The organism is Rhizobium sp. CF080, from assembly GCF_000282095.2.
GTDB lineage: Bacteria > Pseudomonadota > Alphaproteobacteria > Rhizobiales > Rhizobiaceae > Neorhizobium.
The window spans coordinates 1,622,326-1,638,040 of record NZ_AKKC02000004.1; the positions used below are offsets into that span (position 1 = coordinate 1,622,326).

15 protein-coding genes and 2 pseudogenes are annotated in these 15,715 nt (G+C 59.7%); 9 read left to right on the forward strand and 8 right to left on the reverse strand.

Annotation, left to right across the window (positions count from 1 at the left end):
* Positions 1 to 212: 212 nt before the first annotated feature.
* The 6 genes from ugpC (at position 213) to PMI07_RS14450 (ending at position 6,055) form a co-directional block, all read left to right on the forward strand.
* Positions 213 to 1,298: a sn-glycerol-3-phosphate ABC transporter ATP-binding protein UgpC gene (gene ugpC, locus PMI07_RS14425; protein WP_007756288.1), complete on the forward strand. Its 1,086-nt coding sequence runs from the start codon at positions 213 to 215 to the stop codon at positions 1,296 to 1,298.
* Between the two features lie 39 nt (positions 1,299 to 1,337).
* Positions 1,338 to 2,642, forward strand: a complete 1,305-nt coding sequence (locus PMI07_RS14430) for an extracellular solute-binding protein (protein ID WP_007756286.1) — start codon at positions 1,338 to 1,340, stop codon at positions 2,640 to 2,642.
* A gap of 17 nt (positions 2,643 to 2,659) precedes the next feature.
* Positions 2,660 to 3,604: a sugar ABC transporter permease gene (locus PMI07_RS14435; protein WP_007756282.1), complete on the forward strand. Its 945-nt coding sequence runs from the start codon at positions 2,660 to 2,662 to the stop codon at positions 3,602 to 3,604.
* 1 nt (position 3,605) lies between these two features.
* Positions 3,606 to 4,451: a carbohydrate ABC transporter permease gene (locus tag PMI07_RS14440; RefSeq protein ID WP_007756279.1), complete on the forward strand. Its 846-nt coding sequence runs from the start codon at positions 3,606 to 3,608 to the stop codon at positions 4,449 to 4,451.
* A gap of 4 nt (positions 4,452 to 4,455) precedes the next feature.
* Positions 4,456 to 5,253, forward strand: coding sequence for an alpha/beta hydrolase (locus tag PMI07_RS33595; protein WP_007756277.1), 798 nt, complete (start codon positions 4,456 to 4,458; stop codon positions 5,251 to 5,253).
* A 94-nt stretch (positions 5,254 to 5,347) separates the two neighbouring features.
* Positions 5,348 to 6,055, forward strand: coding sequence for a GntR family transcriptional regulator (locus PMI07_RS14450; RefSeq protein ID WP_197032496.1), 708 nt, complete (start codon positions 5,348 to 5,350; stop codon positions 6,053 to 6,055).
* A gap of 503 nt (positions 6,056 to 6,558) precedes the next feature.
* Here the strand turns inward: PMI07_RS14450 and PMI07_RS14455 are convergent.
* Together PMI07_RS14455 and PMI07_RS35975 are read right to left on the reverse strand one after the other, a co-directional pair.
* Positions 6,559 to 6,810 (reverse strand): hypothetical protein, encoded by a 252-nt coding sequence (locus tag PMI07_RS14455; RefSeq protein WP_007756271.1) that lies wholly within the window; start codon positions 6,808 to 6,810, stop codon positions 6,559 to 6,561.
* A gap of 626 nt (positions 6,811 to 7,436) precedes the next feature.
* On the reverse strand, positions 7,437 to 7,571 hold the full coding sequence (locus PMI07_RS35975) for a hypothetical protein (protein WP_280949764.1): 135 nt from the start codon (positions 7,569 to 7,571) through the stop codon (positions 7,437 to 7,439).
* 196 nt (positions 7,572 to 7,767) lie between these two features.
* On the opposite strand from PMI07_RS35975, the gene PMI07_RS14460 reads away from it, so the two are divergent.
* Positions 7,768 to 8,535, forward strand: a complete 768-nt coding sequence (locus PMI07_RS14460) for a class I SAM-dependent methyltransferase (RefSeq protein ID WP_007756265.1) — start codon at positions 7,768 to 7,770, stop codon at positions 8,533 to 8,535.
* 251 nt (positions 8,536 to 8,786) lie between these two features.
* Here PMI07_RS14460 and PMI07_RS35635 read toward each other — a convergent pair.
* Positions 8,787 to 9,040, reverse strand: a pseudogene (locus tag PMI07_RS35635) (hypothetical protein); the annotation flags it as partial.
* Positions 9,041 to 9,341: 301 nt separating this feature from the next.
* Between PMI07_RS35635 and PMI07_RS14465 the strand changes: the two are divergent.
* Entirely contained in the window at positions 9,342 to 10,187 is an 846-nt protein-coding gene (locus tag PMI07_RS14465) for a TIM barrel protein (RefSeq protein ID WP_007756263.1), read from the forward strand.
* A gap of 79 nt (positions 10,188 to 10,266) precedes the next feature.
* Positions 10,267 to 10,999 (forward strand): annotated as a pseudogene (locus PMI07_RS34060) (IS6 family transposase).
* A gap of 214 nt (positions 11,000 to 11,213) precedes the next feature.
* On the opposite strand, the gene PMI07_RS14480 reads toward PMI07_RS34060, so the two are convergent.
* The 5 genes from PMI07_RS14480 to PMI07_RS14500 form a co-directional block, all read right to left on the reverse strand.
* A complete protein-coding gene (locus PMI07_RS14480) occupies positions 11,214 to 11,804 on the reverse strand; it encodes a dimethylsulfonioproprionate lyase family protein (protein WP_007756260.1) in 591 nt (196 codons plus the stop codon).
* 62 nt (positions 11,805 to 11,866) lie between these two features.
* Positions 11,867 to 12,742 carry a CoA ester lyase gene (locus PMI07_RS14485; RefSeq protein WP_024163816.1) on the reverse strand — a complete coding sequence of 292 codons (876 nt, stop codon included), beginning with the start codon at positions 12,740 to 12,742 and terminating at the stop codon, positions 11,867 to 11,869.
* Positions 12,742 to 13,197, reverse strand: a complete 456-nt coding sequence (locus tag PMI07_RS14490) for a MaoC family dehydratase (protein ID WP_007771600.1) — start codon at positions 13,195 to 13,197, stop codon at positions 12,742 to 12,744. Before PMI07_RS14490 ends, PMI07_RS14485 begins: the two co-directional genes overlap by 1 nt.
* A gap of 17 nt (positions 13,198 to 13,214) precedes the next feature.
* On the reverse strand, positions 13,215 to 14,831 hold the full coding sequence (locus tag PMI07_RS14495; RefSeq protein WP_007771601.1) for an ABC transporter ATP-binding protein: 1,617 nt from the start codon (positions 14,829 to 14,831) through the stop codon (positions 13,215 to 13,217).
* The gene (locus PMI07_RS14500; protein ID WP_007771602.1) at positions 14,828 to 15,706 is read right to left on the reverse strand and encodes an ABC transporter permease; all 879 of its coding nucleotides are present in this window, start codon (positions 15,704 to 15,706) and stop codon (positions 14,828 to 14,830) included. The genes PMI07_RS14495 and PMI07_RS14500 overlap by 4 nt, the downstream gene beginning before the upstream one ends.
* Positions 15,707 to 15,715: the final 9 nt, after the last annotated feature.

A 15,715-nucleotide genomic window follows, 5' to 3' on the forward strand; every position in this document is an offset into this window, starting at 1 on the left:
ACTAAACAATTGCCGCCATTACCCCAATTTGCTCCATATATAAGCAACAATCTTGAGAATTCAGCCAAAAAAATGAGCATAAAAAGCGGTTGGCCAAAAAAATCGATGACGTATACATTTATCTCTTGCACGAATACATTTTCCATCCCTAATGTCTGGCTAGCGGGATCAGCGGTCTCGGAAATTTTCAATGGAAAGGCCTTACAGCCGGCATGGCAGACGTTCAGCTTAAAAAGGTGGGCAAGACCTACGAGAGCGCTTCGGCAACCACGATCGATGGACTTGACCTGCACATTCGCAGCGGTGAATTCGTGGTACTTGTCGGCCCCTCGGGCTGCGGCAAGTCCACGACGCTGCGCATGATTGCCGGCCTGGAAGAGGTCAGCAGCGGCGAGATCTGGATTGGCGAGCGCCGGGTTGACGAGCTCGATCCGCGCGAGCGCGATATCGCCATGGTTTTCCAGAACTACGCGCTCTATCCGCATATGACCGTCGCCCAGAACATGAGTTTCGGCCTGCGACTCGCCAAAGTGGACAAGGCGGAAATTCGCCGCAAGGTCGAGGAAGCCGCCAAGGTGCTGGAGATCTCCGCACTGTTGAACCGGCGGCCGAAGCAGCTTTCCGGCGGCCAGCGGCAGCGTGTTGCCATGGGGCGCGCCATGGTTCGCGATCCGGCAGTCTTCCTATTCGACGAACCGCTTTCCAATCTGGACGCCAAGCTGCGCGGACAGATGCGCACGGAAATCCGCCGACTGCACAAGCGCCTGAAGGCGACAACCGTTTACGTGACTCACGACCAGGTCGAGGCGATGACGCTCGCCGATCGCGTCGTGGTGCTGAACAACGGCAAGATCGAGCAGCAGGGCACGCCGCAGGAACTCTATGAACGTCCCGCCACCCGCTTCGTGGCCGGGTTCATCGGTAGCCCCTCGATGAACTTCCTCCCGGCGCAGGTTGCCCTGGACGGCGGGGCGCCGGTGCTGAAACTCAATAATACCACCCTACCGTCGCCAGCCGACCGGCGCGATGCTCTCCTTCCGTATGTGGGCAAGACGGTCGAAGTGGGTCTGAGGCCGGAACACTTCCTGGCCGGTGACGGCGAGCCGGATCTTTCGGTTCCCGTCGATATGGCCGAACTGCTCGGACCCACCACGCTGGTTCACTTCACCCTTGCCGGCGTGCCCTGCGCAGCCATGCTTGCGCCGCAGCACGCGCTCCCCGAAGGAGGTCAGCAGCCGCTCCGCATCGCCCAAGACCGCATGTCGCTTTTCGACCCCGATACCGGCGGCGCCATCTGAAAGACGCTGTCCGATAAAACACCAGAAGGAGAACGGCTGATGAAGATCTATTCTATCGTTTTTGCCAGTCTGCTCGGCGCCACGGCGTTGGGTGCGACCGGCGCCAACGCGCAAAGCACGCCTACCTGCACCGGCGAAACCGTGACGTTGCGCATCCTGCGAACGCCTGGCAACTACCCCTATCCCAAGCCGATGGAAGCCTGGCAGAAGGACAATCCTTGCGTCAAGTTCGAAATCAACGAAGTCCCGTTCCCGCAACTCGCGGACACGATTTCGGTTCAGGCAGCCAGCTCCAATCCGCCTGATATCATCGTTTATGACGGCCCGAACACCCAGTCCTACGCGGCTGCCGGCATCCTGCTGCCGATCACCAAATACCTGCCGAAGGGCTGGGATGCCGACATCCTGCCGGCCACCAAGGCCGAGCACAGCTACAATGGCGAGGTCTATTCGCCAGGCATCGAGCAGACCACCGTTGCCATGTACTACAACAAGAAGCTGGTCGAAGCCGCAGGCGTGAAGCCGCCGCAGACGCTTGCAGAGGCATGGACATGGCCCCAGGCGCTCGAAGCCTTCAAGAAGTGCCAACAGGGTCCGGCAGGTGCCGCCACGGTCTGGGGCCTCGGCCCGACCCGCTTCGGCAACGGGCAGCCGGGTCTCGTCTATCAGGACCTGACCTACCAGCGCTCCGCCGGCGACCCGAAGGCAGCCCCGACCAGCAGCGCCTACAAGACCTTTTGGGCGTTCGCGCCGGACGGCAAGACGGCTGAAGGCTATCTCAATACGCCGGAAGCCGTCGAAGCGCTGAAATTCTACCAGTCGATGTTCAATGCCGAAGGCGTTGCGCCGAAGGTCGGCATTCCGAATGCCTTCTTCGATGCCAAGGCCTGCTTCTACATCGACACTCCGGCCGCCGGCAACGCGCTGATCAAGGATCCGAAGATCGAATGGGGTATCACGCCGCTGCCGTATTTCAAGACGCCGGTCGTGCATACGGGCTCGACCACGTTCGGTGCGACCGCCCGCTCCAAGCATCCCGAGATCGCCGCAAAGTTCGTGGTCGATATGTCATGGGGCGAATATGCCTATATGAACGTCAGCCAGCGCGGCAATCTGCCGACATTGAAGAGCCTGTTCTCCCGCTTCGACGTCTACAACAAATATCCGATGAAGGTGTTCGTCGATCAGCTGCAGTCCTGGGGCCAGCCACGCCCGCCGGGCCCGAAATTCGCCCAGTATGACAAGATCGTCAGCGAGGCTCTTCGCGGCGTTGCCTTCGGCGGCGATCCGGCAGAACTGATGGCGGACGCTGAAAAGAAGGTTCAGCGTATCCTCGACCGATAATGACAATGGACGCGAGAATGTCGACAGGCGAACAGATCCTTACCGTTTCGGCGGGTGCAAAGACCCGGCCACGCAAGGCCGCCACCCGGCGGCAAAAGCAGGAGCGTCTGGTCGCTGTCGGCTTTCTCGCGCCTTTCATGCTGCTGCTGCTGATCTTCCAGTACGTTCCGCTGCTGGTGATGGCGCGAAACAGCTTCTACGACTATTCGCTGCTCAACCCGGCAGCGGAGAAATTTGTCGGCCTGCGCAACTTCGCCGACATGATCGAATACGATGACGCCGGCAGGAGCTTCGGCATCACCTTCCTCTTCGCGTTCGGTGTGGTTGCGTTCGTCATCCCGATCGCTTTTGCGCTCGCACTCTTCCTCAATTCGAAACTGCCGGCGCGCGGCCTGGTCCGCACCATGATCATGCTGCCGGTCGTCACCTCCTCGGTGGTGACCGCGACCATGTGGTCCTTCCTGCTCGATCCGTCGAACGGGTTGATCAACGGCGCGCTGGATATCGTCGGCATCACGCGGCAACCATTTCTGACCAGCACCACCCAGGCGTTACCGTCGCTGATCGCCATGACGCTGTGGCAGCAGGTCGGGTTCGGCACTATTCTCTTTCTCGCAGGCCTTCAGGGCGTGCCTTCCGAACTCGGCGAGGCGGCTCGCATCGATGGCGCCACCCGATGGCAAGTGCTGTGGAACATCACGATACCGCTCCTATCGCGCACCACGCTGTTCGTGGTGGTGATCATGACGGTCTTTTCGCTGCAGACCTTCGCACCGGCATTCTTGATGACCCAGGGCGGGCCGCAGGAAGCAACGAACCTGATCGTCTACCACATCTACAATACCGCCTTCATTATGCAGCAGGCCGGTTATGCCTCGGCGCTTTCCGTCGTCCTGCTGCTCGTCGTCCTCGCCATCTCGATGGTCCAGATGGCACTCCTGCGATCCCGTTGGAACTACTGACATGAGAACGACCCGCATCCGCCGCACCGCCCTCACCCTGGTGATCATCCTGCTGATCATCGCCTGTTTTCTGGCACCCTATGCCTGGGTCGTAGCTTCGTCCTTGAAGAACCAGTTCACCGTGTTCGGCGACGTCACGCCCCTTTCCTGGCGCGCATTCGTGCCGGTCGGCGCGACGATCGAGAACTACGTGTCGCTGTTCGAGCGCACGAATATTCTGAGGGCCTTGCTGAACACCGCGATCGTCGCGATCGGGCAGGTCGCGTTCACCCTGCTTCTCTGCTCGATGGCCGCCTATGCCCTGACCCGCATCAAGTTTCCCGGCGCCCACATCGTCTTCATGCTGATCCTCCTGACTTTCCTGTTGCCGATCGAGGCGATGATGGTGCCCCTCTACCAGGTGGTTTCCGGGCTCGGCCTTTCCAACACGCTGGTCGGGATCATGATCCCCTGGATCGCCAGCCCCTTCGGCCTTTTCCTGCTGAAACAGGCCTTCGAGGAACTGCCGACCGAGTTGGAGGATGCGGCGCGCATCGACGGTGCCGGACATGTGCGCATCTTCTTTTCCATCGTCCTGCCGAACGTCAAGGTACCGATGGTGACGCTTGGGCTCATCACATTCCTGTTCTGTTGGAACAGCTTCCTGTGGCCTCTGGTCATCGTCCAGGATCCGGCGCGACAGATCATCCAGGTGGCGATCGCCCAGCAGGGTTCGCCGACCCAGCTGCCGAACTGGGGTGAGACATTTGCCGGAGCGACGGTCGCCACGGTGCCGCTCATCCTGCTCTTCCTGGTCCTGCAGAAATACTTCACCCAGGGCATGGCCACCAGCGGGATAAAGGGCTGAGCGGATGAGCGATCTTCATCTGCTGGACGCACCTTTCGGCGGCCAGATCGGCTATCGTGCGCTCGGCGCCGCAGGAGATTGGCTGGTGCTGATCCATGGCTGGTGCGGCAGCGCCGATCACTGGGATATCATCGGGCCCGAACTGGCCCGCAATTTCCGGGTCCTTGTACTTTCACATCCCGGTTTCGGTGGCACTGCACCGCCGCCTGCAAGCGGCCAGACAATCGCGGCCATGGGCGCAGCGGTCGCGCATGTCCTCGATCATCTCGACATTTCGGGCGCCATCCTGGTCGGTCACTCCATGGGCGGTCCCATCTCCACGGAGACGGCGATTGCCGCACCGCAGAGAGTGGCCGCGGTGATCGGTCTCGATACGCTGTCCGACCGGGACTATTACGGACGTGTGCCGGATGACGAGATCCGGCGTCGGCACGAGGATTTCCAGGCGGACTATCCAGGCCGGATGCGGGCCATGGTCGATATGATCGTTCATCCCACCACCGAGGAGGCCATGCGAGCCCGGATTACGGAGGGCATGCTGGCCGCGGCACCGGGCGACTTCGCGCTGGATATTAAGGACGACCTGTTCTTCTGGAATGCCGAAGATCGCTGGCCGCTGGTAACCTGTCCGAAAATGCTGCTGAATTCACCTTACGTGGCGCGTCTGGCCCATCCCGATCCCATGCCTTGCTTTGCCGCAACTCCGATAGCCACCTACGATTCCGGCCACTTTCCCATGGTGGAAGCCCCTTCGATGATTGTGGACAAGATCAGAAGTTGCATCGCAAGCCTGGTATACTGATTATATGATATTGAATGCAGCAGAGAAATAAACATATATGCGCGCCACTAAAGCCCGACCGGTCACGAGCAAGGCCGGCAAAGGAGCATTCCAATTGAACCAAGATGCGGTTCGCATATCCGGTGTCGGCACGGCACGTCAGGCGACACGATCGGACGAGTTGCGTGATCATCTCGAGGAGATGATCCTGGACGGCCGTCTGGCGCCCGGAGAGCGGCTGGACGAGATGGAATTGTCGCGCCGGTTCGGGCTTTCGCGCACGCCGGTTCGTGAAGCGATCAAATCGTTGCTCGCCATAGGCCTGATAGAAACGCGCGGACGCCAAGGCACGCATGTCGCCCTTCTGTCGATTCCGGCGATCATCGAGATGTTCGATGTCATGGCTTCACTCGAAGGGCTATGCGCCAAGCTCGCCGCTCGTCGCGCGACGCCGACCGAGCGGGCCGCCATGCGGGCGGTTCATGAAGAACTCGTCAAGGCCTATGAGGTCGGCGATCCGGTCACCTTCTACAAGATCAACCAGCAGTTCCACGACCTACTCTACGATGCAGCCCACACGCATTTCATTGCCGAACAGGCTATCCAACTGCGCCGTCGGATCGGCGCCTACCGGTTGCGTGCCACCTATCAGCCGGGACGTATGCTTGGAACGCTGACCGAGCACGTGCGGATCATGGACGCAATCGACGCGGGCGATCCGGACGCCGCGCAAAAGGCGGCGAGTGACCACGTCCAGCTTTTGGGCGATCAGTTGACCGACTTCATTTCCTCACTGCCGCAACGCATCGGAGTTGCGCAATAGTGTTCCGCTCGTACGGGGGGCGCGACACACTCTGCAAAGCCGGTACGATCAGCTTTGGAAGACGGGGCCCGGCCCGCCGATTCGTATCCGCAGCCTTCCCGGATCACCAGGCAGGGAGTTGTCAGGTTATCGAGTTATGATCGAACGAGCCTGCTACGCCCCGAGATCAGGCAACCGGCCCGTTACGGCTTTCCATTCTATGAGGGAGAGAAGATTGCAGATATCGCCGAGGGCTTGGGCAATGGCGTCGAAGCTGCGGGCGATCGGATTCAGGTCGGCTGAATAGGGCGGCTGGAACTCACTTCCTCCTATTTCTTAGCCAGCCCGTTTGGGATATGTGAGAGGCGGACCCGGCGAGCGGTGATCGGCGACCCGACAACAGATCAACTCCGAGACTTGTTTCTCGACTTCAAGCTCTGGCGTGAGCTGCATCTTGAGCTCGGCCTGCGCGCCGGCCGCCAAGCTGCTACCTTCGGCGGCCGATCATTTTCTTAGTTTGAGCATCAGTCGGAAAGAGGTATACCTTCATTCACGGCCGGCCAATTGTTGTCGCGGCCACCTCTGTTCCTCGCTATGTCGCGAGAATCGCGCTTCTCATCAAAGCTGCCGATGGCGGAGGTGACAATGTAGTCTGGAGCAGAATATCCCGATCGGAAAGTTCCGTCGTAATATTCTCCCTCCTCCGCGGCGGCTACACCTAACGTCGCTGATGCGAAGCCCATCAGAAGCGTCAGGATTGAACACATCTTGAACATCTCGGCATCTCCCATCTGGACACCGACGTCACTGATCTAGACTTGCCGACGCCCGGTGTCTTGACACAGTCATTGGGGTTGTGCGGTCGCATCGGATATCGTCGCTTGCGCCAACGACAAATCAAATCACGCGACCGCCTTCATCTCTGGCCGTGGAATTGATTAATTCAGGTGCTATCGATTTGGCTGGCGACAATAGGGCACTGCCGGGACACGTTTCGATGTTACTCCCATGATCCTGAGAAGCAACCCGGACCGCCTCAACAAGCTGGTCTAGCTACAAGGTGCAATTCCATGAGTGGCGTCGCCCAGGGGAGAAACATTCTTGACCCGGCGATTGCCCACGGCGGTAAAACGGGTCGCTTGACGGCCGGTCGGCAACCCAGCGCACCAGGTCGTTGCGGGGTCCATAGGGACGAGCACAGCCTCGCCAAACGCTATCCTGCTGTGACAGAGAGTGCCCCGCGCGACCTTTCGTTCGTCGTCGCGGCGAACGGCATCCTGTTCTTCACCGCTCACCCCTGAACATGGAAAGCGAAGCCGGCACGGGCAAGCTTGTCCGTTCTTTTCAATCTCTCCAACCCGTGCGGGCACATCGACGGCAGCAGTGGCATCCATATTCCACCTCATTTGCTCTGCGCAATCTTTACATTTACAGCACCCAGCCTGTATTTCCATTTGATGCCATCTGGGATCAGGAACTGCGAAATCGCGACGCCAAAAAGCCCGCTGTCGCGTGCGCGGGCCACATTCGCCGACATGCTTGATGACCGACTTCCTCGGCGACGTCTGTGCGCTGACGGCTCGGCCTCGTCGCGGGAGTCCAGGTTTGCAGGTCGCGGCCGCAACCTGCAAGTTTATCGTGGTGTAGTTCACCATGCCCCTGTTGCCACAGGGCTTTACCACCTACCCCGAGCCGGTGGCGTCAAATCATCAAATATAAGGACTACGACCACCATGAATATCGGTGAACTCTACGATCGGAGCGTCGCGGGCACTTACGATCGCGACGAAAGAGGCCTGCTTTCGGGAGGCAGGAATCTCGCGTTTCAGCAGATCGAAAAGTTTGTGCCTGCAGATGATGTCAGGAATGTCCTGGATCTAGCTGTGGGAACCGGCCAATCGCTTGTCGCGATGCAGAGGTTTTTTCCGCGCGCCGCGCTGCATGGCATAGACCTCTCAGCGGAAATGCTGAGGATCGCCGAAACCAAGCTCGCCTTCCATTCCATCCGTGACGACGTGGCCAACACCGATCGGCACTTTATGCGGAACAGCATGAACTTGTTGCTCATGCATTTTCTGACAACATTTGTGGACGGCGAAGACATTGTGGAGAGCACAGCGAAACTTCTGCAACCTAAAGGCCACTATTCGATAGTCAGCACCACGTTCGAAGCTTTTCCTCGGATATATTCGCTTGCTCGGACGTTGTTCTCGGAAGAATTCATCCAGGAGAAAAATCCGGCACCTGCCAACACCGAAACCATCGTTTCCTTCTGTGCGAATGCCGGGCTCGATGTTGTCTCAGTGGAGCGCTTCACGAAAAAAGTCAGCTTTGTTGACTTCGAGGACTTCTACGATTTCGGGATGAATTCCGGCTTTTTTACCCATGTCCTCTCACATCTCGACGAAGCTCAAATTGCGGGACTAGCCAGCATGGGAGGGGTGTTTCCGCTGGAAGACGAATATAGTGCGTCCGTCGTATTGGCGCGCCGCCCGTGGTGAACGACGCATCGTGGACGGAAAGAGCGTTCTGATCAGTTCCGAGAACTGGTCAGATGCAGCCGTCTCGAAAAACCGCGAGGCAAGCGTGTGGCTCTCGCATGAGGCTATCGCAACGTATTTCACGATGCTCTCGAGAACGATTGACAGAGTGGCTTTCTTCCCTCCCCTGCCCTGGAGCCCGAGTGACTTGGGTAGGTGATCGGGCTAGTCGAATTATTCCCCGCCCGGAACTGAATGCCGAGCCAACTGCGTCAAGTAGGATCGGCGCCCCTTGGCTCACCAGGATTGTGACCGCCTTGTCGATGACATACGATGACCCCCGAGCCTGAGAAGTCGTGGTTTTCGTCGGCATTGGGCGAGAGCGCCGAAAGGATCGCGGATTGACCCCGCAGACCTCGGTTGAGAAGGGCGCCAAAGAGTACTTTGCCTCATTATTGTAAAGTTCGAGCAACAGATCGAATGCAACGTCCTTGATTTCCTGGTGGAGTTCTTTCGTCAGCCGCTTTCGATCGTCCATAAAGAGGCCCCGTGCGGATTGGAAAAAAGAGAGATTCGATGAGGCCTGACCCCTTGGCCCGTTTTACGCGACGCGATGAAAGCGACCGCTGAGTGAGAACGGCGAATCATCTATGCTTCCCCGCGCGACCGCGATCGAGGGTCCGATTTCATCTAGACCGAGACCATGGCCGGGGTTTAGGAGGAGTCGACCGCCGCCCCGGGCAATGGAAAAAAGCGCCTCCTGAAATCTAACATCGATAGTGCGGACACCTGCCCACCGGGCGGCTACCGGCGGAAGGAGAACTGACTTGGCCAGCACGATAAATTTCGCTCTGAACCATATGGCCGCTCCTCGGCTGAACAGCCGCGAGTTGATCGATGTCGCGTCTCAACTCGGCTGCGTCGGCGTCGAACTTCGGAACGACCTTGCCGAGAAGGGCCTCACCACGCGAGTGTTCTTTGATGGCGACAAACCTGGGGCGATCGGCGAATATGCACGCGGCAAGGGCGTTCGGCTGCTGGGCCTTTCCGAGGCCTACGGCTTCAATCGCTGGTCGGATGAGATGAAGGACAAGATCAAGCTTCTGATAGACCAAGCGAAGGAAGCCGGAGCCGAGTCAATCAGTCTCATCCCGAGCAACGCGGGTACAAAGGAGACGGACGAGGAGCGCCTTTCCGATCTACGAGGCGCGCTCGCCCTGATCCTGCCGCTGCTCGACGAGGCGGACCTGATAGCGCTTGTGGAGCCCCTCGGCTTCACGACGTCTTCGCTGCGCCGCAAGCGCGAAGCCATCGAGGCGATCGAGGCGATCGGCGGGAGAGATCGGTTCCGGCTGGTGCACGACACCTTCCATCATCATATCGCGGGTGAAACTGAGTTTTTCCCAGAATGGACCGGGATCGTGCACATCTCCGGCGTGGTCGATCCGACATTGGCGCTTGACGAGATGGAAGACCGGCATCGCGTTCTGATAGACGAGGCCGACCAATTGAGGAATGTCGAGCAGCTCAAGACACTGGCCGGTATGGGCTACGAGGGCGCATATTCCTACGAGCCTTTCGCGCCGGTCGTCCAGGCCGACGCCAACATCCAGACAAGTCTGGGAACGAGCATGCGCTTCATCAAGGAGGCGATCGGTAAAGTGGGCGCCTAGGTCCGTCGAAGGCTCTGTTGCAGAAATTCGGTTTGGTTGGCAAAAGCTACCATTTGATTGTCGAGAGTGGTGATGTCGGATTTCAAGTGGCCATTTTGAGGGCGAGGTCATTCTTTGGGTGATATTGCCGCTATCTTGAACAAACGATGGGTGAGCCCCGCGTCCCTTGTCGATCATTCGACGATCTATCGCTGGGCCCAGAAATACGCACCGGAGATGGAAAAGCGGCTGCGTGGGCATTGGTGGCGACCGCGATCGACGAGTTGGCGCGTCGACGAAACCTATGTGAAAGTCCGCGGCCAATGGACGTACCTCTACCGGGTCGTCGACAAACTCGGCAACACCATTGATTTCCATCTGTCGCCGACGCGCAATGCCAAGGCCGCCAAGAGATTCCTTGGTAAAACCGTGAACGGCCTGAAGGATTGGGAAAAGTTCACAATCATCAACACCGACAAGGCTCCGACCTATGGCATTGCCATTGCGGAATTGAAGGCTGAAGGTAAATGCCGTGAGGAACTTGTGCACCGTTAGGTCAAATATTTGAACAAGGTCGTCGAGGCCGATCACGGCAGGCTGAAACAGTTGATCCGTCCGGTCAGGGGTTTCAAGACGTTGACGACGGCTTACGCGACGATCAAGGTTTCGAGGTAATGCGGGCGCTGCGCAAGGGTCAGGCTGCGATTTTTAACCTGACCGGCGACGTGCGTGGCGAAGCGCGCATCGTCGAACGGGCCTTCGGCATCGGGCCGAGCGCGCTCACAGAGGCCGCGACATTACTCGCTCAACATCTCGAAGGGCAAGCAGCGTGACAGCCATCAGTGCGGAATACCGGTTCCACTAACCAAGCCGATTTTTTTGCAACAGAGCCATGAGGATGCCCCCACCGTGGGCTGAGTCTTTCGCGCTTATCCAGTAAGCATGATAGGCTTGGACCTCCATCTGAACGGACCCTGACGGCACTCGAAACTCGCCTCGATCAAAACATCGAACCGTTCGGAGGGCGCTCGGGGCAGATCCGGAATCTTAGATCAGAGGCAGAGCCCAAAAAGCGAAGAATGGTCGGTCGGTCGAACGCATGGCGTGTTTGATCCCGGGAACGTTGTAGAAAGAACCGCCGACGCCCGGCGAAAACCAGTGGCCCCCTCCCTGCCTGAACTCGCCGGGCGACAGGGCAAGATAGATTTCTTCCGGTGGATGGCCATGGTCCGGGTATCGAACATCCGGCGCCATCAGCGTCACGCCCAGCCACACGTCGTTCCGCTCTTCTATTCCACCCGGTCCGAGGATCATGCCGTTGGCATGCCCTTGCGCGAAATTGGTGCTGGCGGATGTGTCCGGCCGTTCCTTAAGGTCCCAGATCAGACGCGACTCAATAGGACGAAACTTTGCAACCAGATCGGTGAGTTCAGCCTGGCCCATATCGTGATCGAGCGCTTCGTCAAGTATCGCGCAGACCGGAAGACGCAGTCCTTGCCCCTCCCTTTCGCGCGCCGGCGTCTGTAACATAGAAGCCATCCGCTGCAGTGGTTCGCGGCTGCGCCGATCTACCGCAAAGCGGTCATACGCTACGAATGCAGCATCGATAAACTGCTGAAGTGCAATACTTCTCGCCATGGCGTGATACTCCTGACAGTGATCTCGACCTGTTGCTATTCTGGTTTGGCGAAGCGAGGCGATCACGACCTTTGCCGGACCGAACGTGCTGCCTCCAGGATCTTTCGCGCCTGGCGCTGGTGCGGCCTGTCCACCATCTTACCGTCGATACGGATGACGCCGGCTGCGGGCTCGTCGGTAAACGCCGCGGCGACCCGCCGAGCCCAGTCGACCTCCTCGCTGGTCGGGGTGAATGCCCGATTGACCGGATCGACATGGCTTGGATGGATGACCGCCTTGGCGCCAAAACCGTCGCGGCGGGCCTCCCGCACCTCGCTCAAAAGGGCCTCCACGTCGCCAATATTCGTGCAGACCGTATCGATCGCCATCACCCCCGCCGCGGCCGCCCCCGCAAGGCAAAGATTTCTGGCCATCAGGAACGGAGCGGCAAAAAAACCGTCGCCGGTCCGATTGTGCGTCGCGCCAAAAGCCGCGGCCAGATCCTCCGCGCCCCACATCATGCCTGCGAGCCTCGGGCTCGCATCCTTGTAACTGCCGAGATTGAACAGGGACTCGGGCGTTTCCGTAACGATAGCGATGATGTCCGTCGTCCCTGCCTCAATGTCATAGGCTGCCTCAAGCGCATCGAGCCAAGCCGCCAGTTTCCCGACATCGTCTCCATGCGCGGATTTGGGCAGCACTATGCCATCGGGTCGATGCGGCATGGCGGATACCAGATCCGTGAGGCTCAGGCCGGTGTCGAGGGCGTTCACCCGAACGAACAGCTGCTGGCGGTTGCGCGGCGCCTTAAGCATCTCCGCCAGCATTTCTCTTGCCTTGTCCTTGGCGTCGGGTGCAACGGAATCCTCCAGATCGAGGATCAGGGCATCGGCCTCACCGGTGCTCGCCTTCCGGAATTTGGCTATGCTGTCGGCCGGCACGAAAAGGAAGGAACGCATCAGCCTGCGCTCCTCTTGCGCATCATCGCCATGCGCTTGCAAATCGCTACCACCTCGTCGCGTTGATTGAGGCAGGTATGTTCGAACTCTACCAGACCGACATCCCCACGCGACTTGCTTTCGCGCTTCGACAACACGGTGGTGCGGCTGCGCAAAGTATCGCCGTGGAAGACAGGTTTCGGGAACCGAATATCAGACATGCCGAGATTGCCGACAGTCGTGCCGAGCGTCGTATCCTGAACGCTCATGCCTATCATGATCGCCAGAGTGCAGAGACTGTTAAACAAAGGCTGACCCCACTCGCTCTGTGCGGCGAAATGCGCATCGATATGAAGCGGCTGCGGGTTGAGCGTCATAAGGCTGAAGCTCATATTGTCCGCTTCCGTCACCGTGCGGCTCAATTCATGGCGGAATTCGTGGCCAACGACGAACTCCTCGTAATACAATCCGGCCATGGGTTTCCTTTCAGCCGTCAGCGAAGTTCGGAGCCGGGCAGCGCCGCCAGAAGCTCTCGCGTGTAGGCGTTCTGCGGGTTTTCGAAGATCTCCCTCGCCTCTCCCATCTCCACGATCTTGCCGCGGCTCATGACGGCGATGCGGTTGCAGATATTGGAGGCAACGCGGAGATCGTGGGTGATGAAGAGCATTGCGAAACCGAGTTCGCTCTGAAGCGACTTGAACAGTTCGAGGACCTGCGCCTGAACCGTCACGTCGAGCGCCGATACGGCCTCATCGGCGACGATGACGTCTGGTTCCAGAGCGAGCGCCCTGGCGATGCAGAGCCTTTGTCTCTGGCCCCCCGAGAACTCGTGCGGGAAACGGTCCATGGAAGACGGATGCAGGCCCACCAGTTCCAGCAGTTCGACAGCACGCCGGCGTGCCTCGGCCGAAGACTTGCCGTGACGCATCGGGCCTTCGACCAACGACTGGCCGATACGGCGGCGCGGATTGAGCGAGCTATAGGGGTCCTGGAAGATCATCTGGATGCGATGGCGTGTGCCGGCGAGAGCCGTCTGGGATAGCGAAAACAGGTCCTGCTTGCAGAACAGGATCTGGCCGCTGCTCGGGGTCTCGAAGCCCAGCACAGCCTTGGCAAGCGTGCTTTTGCCGGATCCGGATTCGCCTACTATGCCCAGCGTCTGACGTGGCGCGAGCGAGAAACTCACGCCGGCAAGCGCATGAACGGCCTGGCTCTTGCGGATCCAGCCGGCCTGGCGGTAGGTGAGATGGAGGTCCTTCACCTCCAGCATCGGCATCGCCGGTTCCAGATCGGGCAGGTAACGCAGCCGAGGCACAGCCGCTATCAGCTCGCGCGTATAGGCATGCTGCGGATTGCCGAGCACCTGGTCGGGTTTCCCGCTTTCGACCACACGCCCGTGCTGCATCACCGTGACATGGTCCGCGACGTCAGCCACCACGCCGAAATCGTGGGTAATCATCAGGATTGCGCTGTCGTGCTTGACCAGCAGTTCCCGGAACAGCTGCAGGATCTGGGCCTGAGTGGTGACGTCGAGTGCCGTCGTCGGTTCGTCCGCAATAATCAGGGCCGGTTCCATGGCAAGCGCCATGGCGATCATCACCCTCTGGCGCTGTCCGCCGGAGATCTGGTGCGGATACCGCCCGTAGATTGTCTCCGGCGACGGAAGACGCACATCCTCCATCAGTTCCAGGACGCGCTTGCGCACGGCGGTCTTGCCCATTTCCTTCCTGTGCAGTGCCAGCACTTCGGCAATCTGGTCGCCGAGGCGCATTACCGGATTGAGTGCGGTCAGCGGCTCCTGGAAAATCATCGCCATGCGGTTGCCACGCAACGCATTCATGCGTGCTTCCGGCGCCCCGCCGATTTCCTCGCCCTCGAGCTTGATGGAGCCGCCCGCAAGACGCAGCGCATTCGGCAAGAGCCCCATGACCACCGAGGCCGTAACCGATTTGCCCGAACCGGACTCCCCGACCACGCAGGCGATTTCCCGCGGCCTGACCGAGAGCGAGATGCCCTCGACGGCGTAGGCCCGATCCAGGCCGTAAGGAAGAGCGACGCTGAGATCGCTGATCTTGAGGATCGGAACGTCCGTTGACGACGAGGCGGTCATGAATGCACCTTTGCGCGACGAGACAGGGTGGGATCGAGCCAGTCGCGCAGACTATCTCCGAGAAGGTTCACCGACATGACCGTGATGGCGAGAACCATGCCGGGCGCGATGATGGTCCACGGCGCGCGCAGGAAAACCGCGCGGCCTTCCGCGACCACGTTGCCCCAGGTCGGCGTGCCTCGCGGGAACCCGACGCCGAGAAAGCCGAGCACGGCCTCCGAGAGGATGGCGGCCGCGAATATGTAGGTCGTCTGGACGATCAGCGGAGCGATGCAGCTTGGCAGGATGTGGCGTATCAGGATCAGCCGCGCCGGGATCGACATCCCGACTGCCGCATGCACGTAAGGCTCCTCGCGCACGCTCAGGACGACACTGCGGACGAGGCGTACGACGCGCGGGATCTCGTTGAAGACGAGCGCACCGACGATGGTGAGGAGACTGGGGCCAAGCAGGGAGACGACGGCCACCGCGAACAGAATGTTCGGGATCGCCATGATCGCATCCATGATGCGCATGACGAAACCATCGAGCCGGCGAAAATATCCGGTTATCAGCCCGATCGCCGTTCCTACGAGACCACCGCTGACTGCAGTCATGAACCCCACCAGAAGCGAGAGCCTGGCGCCTTCGAGGGTAAGCGCAAACACATCGCGGCCCATGGCATCTGTTCCGAACCAGGCAAGTTCGGACGGGGCCTTGAGACGCATGCGCGGACGCACCATTGTCGCATCACCGGCCACGAACCATGGCCCGATCAGCGACACAAGGATGATGATTAGCAACACCGCGACGCAGGAGAGCATCAGCAGGTTGCGGGAAACAAGAGCTTGCCAGGAAGCCGAGCGACCGGGAAGCGTGGACGTTTGAGATGCCAAAGCCCTGTC

Excerpts from the sequence above, each read along its gene's own strand:
- ugpC (WP_007756288.1), top strand. The coding sequence starts at position 213 with ATGGCAGACGTTCAGCTTAAAAAGGTGGGCAAGACCTACGAGAGCGCT.
- PMI07_RS14430 (WP_007756286.1), top strand. The coding sequence starts at position 1,338 with ATGAAGATCTATTCTATCGTTTTTGCCAGTCTGCTCGGCGCCACGGCG.
- PMI07_RS14435 (WP_007756282.1), top strand. The coding sequence starts at position 2,660 with ATGTCGACAGGCGAACAGATCCTTACCGTTTCGGCGGGTGCAAAGACC.
- PMI07_RS14440 (WP_007756279.1), top strand. The coding sequence starts at position 3,606 with ATGAGAACGACCCGCATCCGCCGCACCGCCCTCACCCTGGTGATCATC.
- PMI07_RS33595 (WP_007756277.1), top strand. The coding sequence starts at position 4,456 with ATGAGCGATCTTCATCTGCTGGACGCACCTTTCGGCGGCCAGATCGGC.
- PMI07_RS14455 (WP_007756271.1), bottom strand. The coding sequence starts at position 6,810 with ATGTTCAAGATGTGTTCAATCCTGACGCTTCTGATGGGCTTCGCATCA.
- PMI07_RS35975 (WP_280949764.1), bottom strand. The coding sequence starts at position 7,571 with ATGTCGGCGAATGTGGCCCGCGCACGCGACAGCGGGCTTTTTGGCGTC.
- PMI07_RS14460 (WP_007756265.1), top strand. The coding sequence starts at position 7,768 with ATGAATATCGGTGAACTCTACGATCGGAGCGTCGCGGGCACTTACGAT.
- PMI07_RS14480 (WP_007756260.1), bottom strand. The coding sequence starts at position 11,804 with ATGGCGAGAAGTATTGCACTTCAGCAGTTTATCGATGCTGCATTCGTA.
- PMI07_RS14485 (WP_024163816.1), bottom strand. The coding sequence starts at position 12,742 with ATGCGTTCCTTCCTTTTCGTGCCGGCCGACAGCATAGCCAAATTCCGG.
- PMI07_RS14490 (WP_007771600.1), bottom strand. The coding sequence starts at position 13,197 with ATGGCCGGATTGTATTACGAGGAGTTCGTCGTTGGCCACGAATTCCGC.
- PMI07_RS14495 (WP_007771601.1), bottom strand. The coding sequence starts at position 14,831 with ATGACCGCCTCGTCGTCAACGGACGTTCCGATCCTCAAGATCAGCGAT.